Here is a 13558-nt window from a genome sequence, read left to right on the forward strand (position 1 = left end):
TGCTTTGTAGTGTAATCTTCTCCTTAGTCTAATAATATCAGAATGGTGAAAACCGCACACCATTTTTTCATTACTATTTGTGCCGCCAGCGGTAGCGGCGGAATGGAGGTTATTATGAAAACAATTGGTATTGTAGTAGGTAGCTTAAGAAAAGGTGCATTTAGTCAATCTATCGCAGATTACATTGCTTCTAAACCAGTAGAGGGATTTGAATTCAAGTTTATTGAAATTGGAAATTTACCGCTCTACAATCAGGATTTCGACGAAAATTCACCAAAGGAATACGTTTCATTTAGAAATGAAGTAAAAGCATTGGATGCTGTATTGTTTATTACACCAGAGCACAACCGCTCATTCCCAGCTGCACTTAAAAATGCACTGGACATCGCTTCAAGACCATACGGTGAAAACGTTTGGAATGGCAAGCCAGCTGCTGTCTTGAGTGAGTCTCCTGGCTCTGTTGGAGGATTTGGCGCATACCATCATTTGAAACAAGTTTTGGGATTTTTGAATCTCTATATATTATCACAACCAGAAGCCTATATTGGCAACATTATGAACTCGCTAGATGAAAATGGAAAAGTCAATGCGGATAGTTTAAAAGGATTCCTAGACGATTTCAAATCTGCATTTATTGAGTGGATTAACAAATTTTAGTAAATAACTTGTATACTCTTAAAATCATAAAACAATAAAGCATATAGATATAATTATAGAGCCAACGGATGTGTTATAGAATAAACCGTTGGTTCTTTTTTTATTAAAACAACAAGATTTGAGCAGAAAGCTGTGAAGAGGGATGTTCAACCTCAAGCAGCGTCAGCGAAAATCGTTTTGAGACATAGGGAGATGGCTCAAATGTTGTTAAACGCTAGAGCACATCATTGCTCTCAATTCACATTGGCGGTTAAATTTTAAACATTTTAATAAGGCTACTCACTAAATTTTAACTATTATTTTGAAATTTGGTAAGATAAACTATAGAGAGGATGATATAAAAAAATAATCTATAAAGGAGCGTTTAAAATGTACATATTCCCAAAAGACTTATATGTGGACGTCAGAATTGAAGAAAGTTTTGATACAAAGATCAGTTTTAAGAAAAAATGCCTCATTGAACAAAAAATCAGAAAAAACACGGGGGCATTTATTAGGGTATTTGATGGTAAACGATGGTATTATAGTTCTATTTCCGAGGTTGATCTCGTCCAAGAGCAAATTGATAAGCTCGCTCAAATGGCAACACCAAATCCTCATATTTTAGAACATCCAGTGGTACAAAAATTTGAAGTAAATCAAACTTCAAAGCTCAATTATGCAAATGAGCCCATTACAAATTTATCTGTTCTTAGAAAACGGAATCTTTTAGAAAGTAGGCTTGAGTTACTCGATGATCCCATTATTGTCAATCACACTTCTTTTTATGTGGATAATAGAACGGTTAAGCAAATATACACCTCAAAGGGAACCGAAGTGATCTTTGATAAACAAACCTGTGGGATTAGGATGAGTTTTGATATAGCTTATGGCGAATCAAAAGATCAAGTGAGCGTATCGAAAGGCTTTGACACTTTTGAAGCTCTAGAAATGACTGAAGAGTATTTCCGTAACGAAATCCAAAAGACCATTGAATTCGTAAAAAATGCAGTCCCTGTTGTAGGAGGCGAATATACTGTCCTATTGAGTCCTATGGCCACAGGTGTCTTCACACATGAGAGTTTTGGACATAAAAGTGAGTCTGATTTTATGGTGGGTGACGAAACGATGCAAGCGGAATGGACCATCGGTAAATCGGTTGCAAATGAGATTGTCACAATTGTTGATGATGGCAATATTCTTGGAAATGGTTTTGTGCCATTTGATGATGAAGGCACAGAGGGCAAAAAAACGATGATCATCACAGATGGTATTCTTACAGGCAGACTTCACAGTACTCAGACGGCTGCCCTTCTTCAAGAAGATCTTACTGGAAATGCAAGAGCGATGAATTTTGAATTTGAACCTATTGTGAGAATGACGACCACCTATTTGGAAAAAGGAGATCGACCTCTCAAAGAGATCATAAGTGAAATAGATAAGGGCATTTTTGTGGATACGATTATACACGGCTCTGGCTTATCTACTTTTACATTGGCACCTTCAAGGGCTTATATGATTGAAAATGGCAAAATTTCGCAACCTGTGAGAATATCAGTTGTGACGGGCAACGTATTTGAGACATTATCTGAAGTCGATGCCGTAAGTTCTGAATTTGAGTTTCTCGGATTTGTAGGAGGCGGATGTGGCAAAATGGAGCAATGGCCGTTGCCAGTAGGTTTCGGTGGTCCTTATACGAAAGTGAGAAAACTCAATGTCCAATGATATAAAGGCATAGAACGGATTTGAATTCATATAAAATGAGGAGAGGTAGAGTAATGAAAAAAGAATTTGTTACGGTTAGACAAAATGAAACTGTCATAAAGGTTTTGAATACAAAGATAGATGCTGTGAGAGTGAAAGACCTCACTAAGAGAGGTGTACGCGTCTATGAGAATGGCTTAATTGGGATTTCAGGAGCCATAGGGAATCTTTCAGATGATGCTCTTGTGGCAATGGCAAAGGAAAATTTGAGCGTAGGCATAAAGTACCCTTATGAACTGACAAAGCAGGATGAGGATCATAGGGACTATCGCGTTAAAGCAATTGATTCTGAGCAACTCGTGTCGATTACGGAACAAATGCTTACTTTTTTTAGAATGGAATTTCCAGAATTTGATTTTAGTGAAAAGATTGGATTCAACGAGACTCAGATAGAGTTTAATAACTCTGAAGGACTTGAACTCAGTTATCAAGACGCCATTTTTGAAATCGAGTTGATTCTCAAAGAAAAGAGCAGTTCCAACTTGTTTGATGGCTTTATCAGCTATCAAGGCAGAACACTAGATATGGACAAATTTGTCAGTTTTAATAAGATGCTGTTAAGAGCGCAAGGAAATGCGGTTCTCTTGCCTAGAGGTGAAAAATTACCTATCTTTATGACGGACACAAGTAAGATGAAAATCTTTTTAAATAAAGCCCTAAACGGAGAAAATTATGCAAATAATAGTTCTATTTTTAGTCAGAAGATGGGACAGAAAATTTTTAACTCCAAACTCACAATAGAACAAAATTTTGATCCTACAGAAATGGCGAGACCTTTTTTTGACCATGAAGGGGTTAAACTAAATGGCGATAAATTGGCTTTGATTGAAAATGGTGTATTGAAAGATGTTTTTTCGGATAAGAAGACCGCTGCAATCTATGGTATAAGACATACGGGTGGTGCCACTGGTGAATACGATAGTATGCCAATGCTGTCGGCGACATCTTTAAGGTGCCGAAATGATTCTGAAAACATTAAAAAAGTGCTCAACGGCAAGCCTGCAATAATTGTCGCTATGGCAGAGGGGGGAGATTTTACAGCCGATGGACACTATGCATCTCCCGTTCAACTGGGCTATTTATTTGATGGAGAAAAAATTATCGGGAAATTGCCGGAATTTACAGTGACCTCAAAACTATCCGATATGCTCGGAGATGATTATATTGGGACTTTTGAAAATCCTTTTTATATGAGTGAAAGTGGGCAATTGCAAGGTTATTACTTGACCGTAAAATAATGCGCTGCAGGCGAAATAAAACTTATATTATTTTAAATAAATGCAATATGTGCTTGAAGCGCTCTTGAATGGATATATATTAAAGTAACATTAGCGAAAAGAGGTGACAGCATGAAGTTTTATGATTTTGAAGCAATGACGATTGATGGCGAAAAGGTGAGCATGGAGACTTATGAAGGAAAGGTTGTAGTGGTTGTCAACACGGCAAGTAAGTGCGGCTTTACACCTCAATATCAGGGCCTTGAAAAAATATATAAGCAGTATGGTCCAGAAAAATTTGTGATTTTGGGATTTCCATGTGATCAATTTGCACATCAAGAACCCGGCAATAATGAAGATATCAAAAATTTTTGTGAAATTAACTATGGGGTTACGTTTCCGTTGTTTGACAAGATTGATGTGAAAGGTGAGCATGCACATCCGCTGTTTAAGTATCTTTCAAAGGAAAAAGGTTCTCTTTTAGGTTCTGAAATTAAGTGGAATTTCACTAAATTTTTAATTGATGCAGAGGGTAATGTTGTTAAGCGATATGCGCCTTCAACACCTCCAGAAAAGATGATTTTAGCTATTGAAAAATTATTGCAGCCTAAGGTATAAATAGCAATCTGATTTATATATTCAAATTAAACTGGCCCTTATCTAATGGATAAGGGCCAGTTTAATTTAGCCTATATGCCTCTCAACATTTATTTTAGAGCCAATAGTCAAAAGAAAATGACTGGAATAGATGAGAAATATCATAGAAAAATCATATGAAAGGAACGCATTTTTGGGAAATGTGTAGCAACAAATGGTTTCCAAATTATGAAATGATTAAAGGTTGTCACATTGAGGTATCAATATACTGAGACCTTGAAACGACTAAACTATAGGTAGATAAATTGGTTAGTGGTAGAAACGAATACAATAAGGGAAGTTTAAAGGAGTGTAAGTATGTTTAAAATTAATAATAGGATAACTTGGGTAGGTAAAAGTGACCAGGAATATATAGAACATTGCGGCAGTGAACACTTAGCGTATAGTGGGACATCCCATAATTCATATTTAATTCAAGATGAAAAAGTGGCTCTGATCGACACCGTTTGGATGCCCTACTCAAAAGCGTATATCAGTTGTCTAGAATTCGAAATTGATCTCGATAAAATCGATTATATTATAATCAATAATGCTGAAGCCAATCATAATGGTGCTTTGCCGGAGCTCATGAAGCACATGCCTAATACACTGATTTATTGTACCAAGATGGGGATACAATTTTTAAAAGAACATTATCAACAAGATTGGAATTTTATTGAAGTTAAAACCGGTGACACACTGGAGCTAGGCTCTGGAAAAATTATTTTTATTGAATCGTTTATGTTGAACTGGCCCGGGAGTATGCTCTCATATTACACAGCAGATGCCATCCTATTTAGCAGTGGTGTTTTTAGTCAGCATTACACTTCTAAGTTTATGTATAATGACTTAGTAGATCAGGAGGTGCTCTACCGGGAGGCGTTAAAATATTATGCTAATATTTTAACGCCTTTTAACGCTCTTACGATTGAAAAAATGCATGAATATCTTGGGCTCAATATACCTTTGAATATGATTTGCACCTCTCATGGCATTATTTGGCGAGATAATCCGATGCAGATTGTAGAGCAGTATTTAAAATGGGCTGGACATTATCAGGAACATCAAGGCGTAATACTTTATGATACCATGTGGAATGACACAAAGGTTATGGCTGAATGCATAGCCACCGGTATTAAATCTGTCGATCCCACTCTAGAGGTTAAACTATTCAATGTGAGCAAGACAGATGAAAAAGATGTGATCGCAGAAGTCTTTAAATCGAAACTCGTTGTGGTAGGCTCACCTACCATTAACAGAGGTATATTATCGCCTATGGCTTCAATACTTGAGAGTATCAAATCGCATGAATTTAAAAATAAGAAGGCAGCGGGTTTTGGAAGTTATGGATGGAGTGGTGAATCGCTTAAAATCATCACAGAGGAACTTAGACAATGTGGTTTTGAAATATTAGAAGAGAGTCTTAGTGTATTGTGGAACCCTGATAAAAATGCGATTAAACGCTGTGAAGACTTTGGAAAAGTATTGGCTGAAAAATTATAATTGTTTTTTCTCTTGAGATTATAAAGTTGCTGAATTATGATGAAATTGTACATAAGGTTAAAATGTCAAAAATCAAATGTTGAGCAACGCTCTATTAGACGATGTCGTATACGTGAGGTATGCGATACAGCATGGTTAAAGGACCTGCGCGAAACGGATTTTCGACACTCTAATCCAATAGGAAAAACTGAAAGGTGGTATGCCATCCGGCTTTACTTGATGCTTGTTATCAAATAGTGTAAGAAAAGCATGGAGATGAACAAAAAATCTTTAACTCAATAAAAATGAAACAGCCTCAGTCTATAAAAAATAGACTGGGTTGGTTTGTGGTTTCATTTTTATTTGGAAAGATTTTGAGTTTAGATCTCCAGCTTTAAGCATAGAATAAGTTGCTAAGGCGTTATAGATCTAATCTATAGCGCTTTTTTTTATACGCAGCCAAAGTTTTTCCTTATGTACAAAAGAGATAAATGTCGTCTATAAATGATTAGATTAAACTACTATTAAAGAGGTTGAGAAAGGAATCTAAAATGTTAAAAGAGAAAAGAAATAAAAAGGCAGAGATCACATTTAAAACATTAGCTTCAAAACTTGTAAAACCAGCACTTTATGAAGATGGTGATCTTCACATTTGGAAAGACGAGCATATTTCTAAAGGCATGCTTGAGGCGCACTTATCGGAAGCCACAGAGGCAGCGAGCAGAAATGCTGAATTTATAGACTCTTCTGTGGAATGGATCAGTCAGATCGCACCTGTGGCGGCATTTCCTAAGTTACTTGATCTAGGTTGTGGTCCAGGTCTATATTCAGAACGATTTAGAAGAAAGGGCTATGAGGTAACTGGTGTGGATTTTTCAAATCGATCCATTGAGTATGCTCGTAAACATGCCTGTTTAACTGGACTTGCAATTGATTATATTTGCTCGGATTACTTGCAGGTGGCGTTAGAACAAACCTATGATGTAATCACACTTATTTATTGCGACTTTGGCGCTTTAAAAGTGGACGAACAGCTTAAATTGCTCATGAATGTCAATCGATGGCTTAAGCCAGGTGGCAAGTTTATCTTTGATGTCTTGACAAAACATCAGTTTGAAGATCAAGAGCATACTGCTGTTTGGAATCTAGAGGAGATCTCTGGTTACTGGAAACCCCATCCTTATATTTGTATGACACAGCAGTTTGATTATGACGACGATATTAAGCTCTTTCAGTATCTTATAATTGATGCGTGTGAAAATATGAGTTCTGCAAGAGTTTGGACGCATTATTTTTCGAAGGAGAGTATCGGAGAAAGATTATCAGTTTTTCCATATAGACAGCTGGATTATTACTCTGATATTTCAGGAAAGTCGTATGAAGAGCCTTCCAAAACGCTTTGCATGGTCATTGAAAAGTGATCTCAAATTTTGAGTATAAAAGTATTTCAGCTCTGTCATCTGGATGACATTTTTTTTGTAATCCAGATGACAAAAAAATGCCTAGATGATAACAGCTTTTTTAGAAAAATTACAATAAAGTAATAATAACCGCAGGAGAAAAGGAGGAAAGTCATATGTTAAAGCTCATAGGCATTTTAATTATTGTTATTGGTTTTATTAGGAAATACGATACTTTGGCTGTTGTGATTACAGCGGGTATTGCAACAGGTCTTGTTGGGGGGATGAATTTGATGCAAATCTTTGATGTGATTGGCACCTCATTTGTCAAAACGAGATATATGTCGCTTTTCTTATTGACATTACCTGTTATTGGTATACTTGAGCGCTATGGATTGAGGGAACAGGCAGCAAACCTAATTTCTTCGATGAAAAAGGTCACGGCAGGTCGTGTGCTTTCGATCTACACTTTGGTGCGCCTAGTGGCAAGTGCATTATCCGTAAGATTAGGGGGGCATGTACAATTTATTAGGCCACTTATTAATCCAATGGCATTTGGTGCTGCGAAAAATAGCAATCCAATGATAGGGGAAGTAGAAGAAGAAGTGATCAAAGGACATGCAGCTGCATCAGAAAATTATGGAAACTTCTTTGGACAAAATGTATTTGTTGCATCAGCTGGTGTGCTACTCATTGTAGGGACTCTAGAGGAACTTGGAACTGTGGTAAGTCCACTTGATGTCGCTAAAGCATCTGTTCCAGTGGCCATTATAACATTTATTTATTCGGGTGTATCCTATTGGAGATTGGATCAAAAATTATCCGCTGTTAAAGCTAAGTCAAAAACTGTTTCAGAGAAGGGAGCGTGATGACCATGAAAGACATGTTACTTGAAATCATGTATGTCCTCTGTGGACTTGTTGCAATTATAACTGCTGTTTATGCCATTAAGGATCACGAACATCCTTCTGCAAAAATTACAGCATTATTTTGGACACTTTTGGGGATTGTCTTTATCTTTGGCAAGTACATTCCAGGATCAGCTTCTGGTATAATATTAGTGGCTATGGCTCTACTTGCAGCGACCAAGAAGGTGACTTTTGGTTCGCTTAAGAACTCCGATGAGAAATTTAGACAAGAAAAAGCAAAAGCGATTCAAAATAGATTGTTTATTCCTGCACTTGCAATTGGCGTTGTAGCATTTTTAGTTGCACAATTTGTGCCATCGCTTGGTGCGCTTGTGGGTCTTGGATTTGCAGCTGTTATTGCCACTGTTTTGGGCGTTATATTTACAAAGGCAACTGCATCAGAGCTAGCTTATGATGGCAGCAGACTATTACAACAAGTAGGGCCATCAAGTATTTTACCACAGCTTCTAGCAGCGCTGGGTGCACTCTTCACAGCGGCAGGAGTTGGGGAAGTCATTTCTGGCGGTATCGGAAGTGTTATCACAGATAACAGTAAGTTGCTTGCGGTGATTGCTTATTGTGCAGGCATGACGATCTTTACAATGATCATGGGCAATGCTTTTGCAGCTTTTGCAGTCATTACAGCAGGTATTGGCGTACCTTTTGTCATGTCCCAAGGCGCAGATCCTGCAATTGCAGGGGCACTTGCGCTTACAGCGGGTTACTGTGGTACATTACTGACACCAATGGCGGCAAACTTTAATATCGTTCCAGCGGCAGTGCTTGAAACAAGAAATCCTTACAGAGTTATTATTGCGCAAGCACCTATAGCACTATCTCTTTGGGTGACACATGTGGCACTCATGTATTTTCTAGCATTTTAGAGGCTAGGGCGCCGTTTAGTGTAAGCGTTAAACATCATTTTAGAAAGGACTTAACAATGAAAGTATTGATCACAGGGTTTGACCCTTTTGGTGATGAAAGTAAAAATCCAGCTTATGAAGCTGTGAAAATGCTCCCGGATACATTTGAGGACATTGAGCTCGTTAAAGTTGAAATTCCAACAAAATTTTACAAGTCGATTGAGGTTTTAAAAAATCATATAGAAAAGGAAAAACCTGAAGTCGTGATTTGTGTTGGACAGGCAGGTGGTAGGTTCACAGTAAGTGTTGAACGTGTTGCGATCAATGTTGATGACGCAAGAATCCCAGACAATGGGGGGAATCAGCCTGTAGATCAAGCAATTGTTGAGGGTGGTCCTGCTGCATATTTTAGCACATTGCCAATCAAGGCAATCGCAAATGCCATCCGGGAAGGGGGCATACCTGCCTCTGTATCCAATTCAGCAGGCACTTATGTTTGCAATCACATTATGTATGGCCTCATGCACATGATCAATACTCAGTTTTCTGAGATAAGAGGTGGTTTTATACATGTGCCGTTCCTAGAGGAGCAGGTACTGGATAAACCGAATATGCCGTCCATGAATCTTGACAGTATTTCAAAAGCCCTTGGCATTGCAGTCAAAACAGCATGCGCAGTAGAGTTGGATTCAAAACAAACAGAAGGTACGATTTGTTAGTTGATGAGGAAAAATATAAGTAAAGCATCATAAGTAAAGAAAATTTAAAAAGAGGCTCCCATAAAACTTGTTTTGCTTGACAAGCGTTTATGGGAGCCATATTTCTCTATAAGTCCATTTTCACATTTTCAGCATTTGATTTAGATTTCGTCGCTTATTTTATAATCAGATGGCCTTCTGTGTCTATTGCATTGACATTATCATATTGATTATCCAATCTAACAGTTGCGTAGCCATTTATAAAATCTTCGACAGATCTATAGATGCATTCTATGACCAATTCACCAGAGTCCGTGTTGATAAAACCCCATTTGCCGTCACTTTTTACGGCCAGTCTATGGTTGCTTATATGAGGCGATACTTCATCGAATTGAGTGAATTCAAATTTTGTTTGGCCCTCCAAATCATAGTAATAATTTCTATGATCGCGGCTAAAGACGATTGTTTTTTCATCTTTTAAGATTTGTAAAGCATCTATTGCCTCAATTTCGTAAAGCACTTTGTTATCTTTTATACAGACGAGGTCTATCTTTTTATCGTCCTGAACGATAAAGAAGGCTCTATCGCTCAAAGTAAATGGTTCTCTAATGTCAACATCTGAATAAGTGATTTTTCGAATAAAACTTTTCTTTGAGAATAGGGCGTTACCGCCTGTATCAATGATAGAGCTTATCCCTTCGGTGTCTTGTATAACGGCCAAGCCCAGTTCAAAAGGTTCTATAGCAGCAGCGTATTGTGGTTCTATTAGCCATGCCCCTTCATTATCAATAAAACCCCATAGATGATTGGTTTTAGAAACCGCTGGATAACGATTTTCAGATTCAAATCCGATGTACTCAAAGGTATCTCCTATTTTTTGCCCGTCTCTATCAATTAAGAAAAAATCGTTATTGACAGATACAACGGCTCTATCCTCATTAAAGAATCGAGCTTCATTAAATTTTGATGGTATTTTTAAGATGCCCGCCTTGGTAACGTATCCAAAGAGATGATTTTGATCTAAAAAGGAAGATACGCCATTTACAAATTCAAACGGTGAATCAGAAAATGGGTCAGATATAATTTCACCATGATCTCCAAGAATGCCCCAAAGGGCGTCTTTTCTGTAGCTGTTAGATGCGATTTCATCATATTCTACGGGACATATTTCTTTGCCGTTCATATCCACTAGGCCATACTTCTCATTTACTTTTACGACGAATAAATTCTGTCCAAATGGAGATATACGATCGAATGCGGGCGCATTGATTTTTCCTGCGTTGATATCGACAATTTGATATTGCCCATTTTTAACAGCAGCATAGTAATTATCATTATTAAAAATTTCGCCTATAAAGGGTTTATCTAATATCTCGTTACCATATGTATCTATAATTTGAGTACCATCTTGTGTGTGAACAATGGCGTAGCCATTTGTGAAACCTGTAACTTTAGTGTATTGCGGCAGTATTTCAAGTGTGCCACCTGTGCCTATAAAGCCCCATAAGCCATCTTTTTCTACAGCAGCCATCCCGTCAGATGAAAAGGGTTCAATTCTTGAATAGGATGTTAAAGGGACCTCAGTTTCTTCAAGCTCAGGATTAGAAGTAGCCTCTTTAGAAATGGCCTCTTTTGAAATCGAGTTTTCTGAAACAGGCTCTTGGTGGGCAAAAACATAAAGAACCAGCAAGGCTAAACTGCAAAAAACGACGATAGCAAAAGAGATTCTTATTTTTCGATGATTCATATTGTAGTCCTCCATTAAGTTATTTACATAGATGTGATTTATCATGTACCATATACCATTAGGGTTTATATGGATAATGAAAGTAGTTACTTCATTATAACATTATTAAAATGAAGATTCAAATAGGATGCTCAGTGGGGATTGATCCATAGGTCTAACGTTTTGATGAATACTGCTCTTCACGGATCGGTCTGTACTTTGAGCATATTGGCCCACGTAGGCAAGTCCGGTTTGATCATAAACGATTAAACAGAGGCTGCTTTCATAATATTGCGGATAAAAAGTCATAACAAGCCGATTGCCGTTGTAGGCCATCTGCGTTCGATCAAAGAAAACATGGCCTATTTGCTCCAGATCAGGCAAGGCATCTGCCATCATGAGATCATATTGTCGTCCTGTTGTCTTAGAGAATAAGTAAAAACGCTGATCTGAAAAGGATATGACAAAAGCATTATCCAATTGCTTGATTTCCGAAAAGGATACATTAGAGTCCGTCTTTGTAATTTCTGTTTTTTGGATTAAAGTCATAGAGTGCCTATCGATGACAGAGAGCATTACAGCATTGTCTTCTCTTGTGATTAAGAGTAGCGTTTCATCGGTTTCATCATATGTGAGACTGAGTGCCTTGGTTGATTTATCTTCAAAGGGGTAGACACATTTCATCTTCGTTAGATTTGCCTCTGGAAACCCGTCTTTAATTTCAAAGGGTAGAAAATGGATGCCAGATACCTGGATTGGAATTTCCAAAGAGTTTTCAATAGGTGCATCCGAAAAACAGATAATGTAGTAACAACCGGATTTTAAGATGACTGCTTCAGATTGGAGGGACTTGTTGTCAGAGATGGTATTGCTTTCTACGTCGACGATCTCTCCTGAAGTATTTTTAGTCACAGAAACTTCAAGCTTATGCTGCTTTGATATTGGAATCTTAAAGTAATTTGTGACGACGTGTGGAGCATAGGAGATAAAGTTTGAGTCATAGGGCAATTCCACATCCATGGTCACAGGATAAAAGGGGTAGTAATCACTCAGTGAAACGATTTCAGTTCTCTTTTCACCATTTGGAGTTCGAGTGGCAACATCAATGGCCGGTTTTGTTGCAAGTTCATGCTCTTGTTCGAGATCTAGACCATTTCCCCCCATACTAAAATCAATGCTCGAAGATATCATTAACTGTGGGACTCTAACTCGAGGTTCTTCTTTTGCTGCTTGAGAAAAAATAAACGTCGTTTTAGGATCAAGGGGGTCTTCTACTATAAACTGTGTCTCCCAGAATAAATGACGAATACTGTTTGTACGACTTTTTACAGTAATGCCCTTTGCAGCAGACTTGTCACCCAATAAGGTTATTTCTTCAATTTCAATAGCATCTTTTAACGTGTTCAGCCAATGATTTGTGCCATAAATCGTTCCAATGGACACGATTAATAATAGTGATGTCAAAAATAAGCTTTTTCGCATAGTAAATCCTCTCTTTATCGCTCATCCGTTAAGTTGGAAAGTGCTTGAATCACGCGGTCTGATTTATAGTGATAGGTTTCTTTCACAAAGTCTATGAGTGTCTTTCCAGAATCGGCAAGTTTTTCAACGGTAGTGTCCCCTACAATTTCACCTTTCCGGATGAGGACAGCACGCCCAATAAATTTTTCAACTTCTTCTAAAAGATGTGTGGAGAGGAGAACGGTTTCTGTTGGCTCCAAAATGCCTAACAAAACCTTATAAAAATCTTCTCTGTTAAAGATATCATTGCCAGCAAAGGGTTCATCCATGAGTATGTAGTCTGCGCCTTGAGATAATGCCAAAATAACTTCAAATTGATTTTTTTGTCCCACTGAAAAGTGTTTGATAGATTTATGTGTGGGCAATTCGAAAAATGTCATTAAGCCATTGAAACGCTTCTCGCGAAAAGTGGGAAAGTGAAGTTCGTAAAAGGCTTTATGTGCAGATGCTGTTAAATTTGGAAAAAAAGAATGCTCACTCGTTGCAAAGGAAATATGTGCAATATTTTTGTGGGTTATGGGATGCCCATCCAGAGTGATTTGTCCTGTGTAATTTAAATAGCCGAGAATACATTTCATCAATGTCGTTTTACCGGCACCGTTTTCCCCGAATAGACCGATGATTTCACCCCTTGGAAGCGTTAAACTCGCTTCTTTAAGTGCTCGGTAGCCATTAAAGTTTTTACTTACATGATTGAGTTCCAACAT

12 protein-coding genes are annotated in these 13558 nt (G+C 37.7%); 9 read left to right on the forward strand and 3 right to left on the reverse strand.

The features are described from left to right. Window positions 1–114: 114 nt before the first annotated feature. From ISU02_RS21835 to pcp, 9 genes are all read left to right on the forward strand, one after another. Window positions 115–657, forward strand: a complete 543-nt coding sequence (locus ISU02_RS21835; protein ID WP_194703983.1) for an NADPH-dependent FMN reductase — start codon at window positions 115–117, stop codon at window positions 655–657. Window positions 658–1026: 369 nt separating this feature from the next. Next, window positions 1027–2361, forward strand: coding sequence for a TldD/PmbA family protein (locus ISU02_RS21840; protein ID WP_194703984.1), 1335 nt, complete (start codon window positions 1027–1029; stop codon window positions 2359–2361). Window positions 2362–2414: 53 nt separating this feature from the next. Further along, window positions 2415–3638, forward strand: coding sequence for a metallopeptidase TldD-related protein (locus tag ISU02_RS21845; RefSeq protein WP_194703985.1), 1224 nt, complete (start codon window positions 2415–2417; stop codon window positions 3636–3638). A 111-nt stretch (window positions 3639–3749) separates the two neighbouring features. After that, window positions 3750–4235, forward strand: a complete 486-nt coding sequence (locus ISU02_RS21850) for a glutathione peroxidase (protein WP_194703986.1) — start codon at window positions 3750–3752, stop codon at window positions 4233–4235. A 336-nt stretch (window positions 4236–4571) separates the two neighbouring features. Then, window positions 4572–5756 carry a flavodoxin domain-containing protein gene (locus tag ISU02_RS21855; RefSeq protein ID WP_194703987.1) on the forward strand — a complete coding sequence of 395 codons (1185 nt, stop codon included), beginning with the start codon at window positions 4572–4574 and terminating at the stop codon, window positions 5754–5756. Window positions 5757–6286: 530 nt separating this feature from the next. Next, on the forward strand, window positions 6287–7156 hold the full coding sequence (locus ISU02_RS21860) for a class I SAM-dependent methyltransferase (RefSeq protein WP_194703988.1): 870 nt from the start codon (window positions 6287–6289) through the stop codon (window positions 7154–7156). Between the two features lie 155 nt (window positions 7157–7311). Then, window positions 7312–8004: a DUF969 domain-containing protein gene (locus ISU02_RS21865; RefSeq protein ID WP_194703989.1), complete on the forward strand. Its 693-nt coding sequence runs from the start codon at window positions 7312–7314 to the stop codon at window positions 8002–8004. Window positions 8005–8009: 5 nt separating this feature from the next. After that, the gene (locus ISU02_RS21870; protein WP_194703990.1) at window positions 8010–8927 is read left to right on the forward strand and encodes a DUF979 domain-containing protein; all 918 of its coding nucleotides are present in this window, start codon (window positions 8010–8012) and stop codon (window positions 8925–8927) included. A 56-nt stretch (window positions 8928–8983) separates the two neighbouring features. Continuing rightward, window positions 8984–9625 (forward strand): pyroglutamyl-peptidase I, encoded by a 642-nt coding sequence (gene pcp / locus ISU02_RS21875; RefSeq protein WP_194703991.1) that lies wholly within the window; start codon window positions 8984–8986, stop codon window positions 9623–9625. A gap of 154 nt (window positions 9626–9779) precedes the next feature. Here pcp and ISU02_RS21880 read toward each other — a convergent pair whose 3' ends face one another. From ISU02_RS21880 to ISU02_RS21890, 3 genes are all read right to left on the reverse strand, one after another. Then, the gene (locus tag ISU02_RS21880) at window positions 9780–11351 is read right to left on the reverse strand and encodes a WG repeat-containing protein (protein ID WP_194703992.1); all 1572 of its coding nucleotides are present in this window, start codon (window positions 11349–11351) and stop codon (window positions 9780–9782) included. A 105-nt stretch (window positions 11352–11456) separates the two neighbouring features. Then, a complete protein-coding gene (locus ISU02_RS21885; protein ID WP_194703993.1) occupies window positions 11457–12812 on the reverse strand; it encodes a hypothetical protein in 1356 nt (451 codons plus the stop codon). A gap of 14 nt (window positions 12813–12826) precedes the next feature. After that, complete coding sequence (locus tag ISU02_RS21890; protein WP_194703994.1) at window positions 12827–13558, reverse strand: ATP-binding cassette domain-containing protein; 732 nt, start codon at window positions 13556–13558, stop codon at window positions 12827–12829.

It is taken from the genome of Fusibacter ferrireducens (genome assembly GCF_015352425.1).
Classification (GTDB): Bacteria; Bacillota; Clostridia; order Peptostreptococcales; family Acidaminobacteraceae; genus Fusibacter_A; species Fusibacter_A ferrireducens.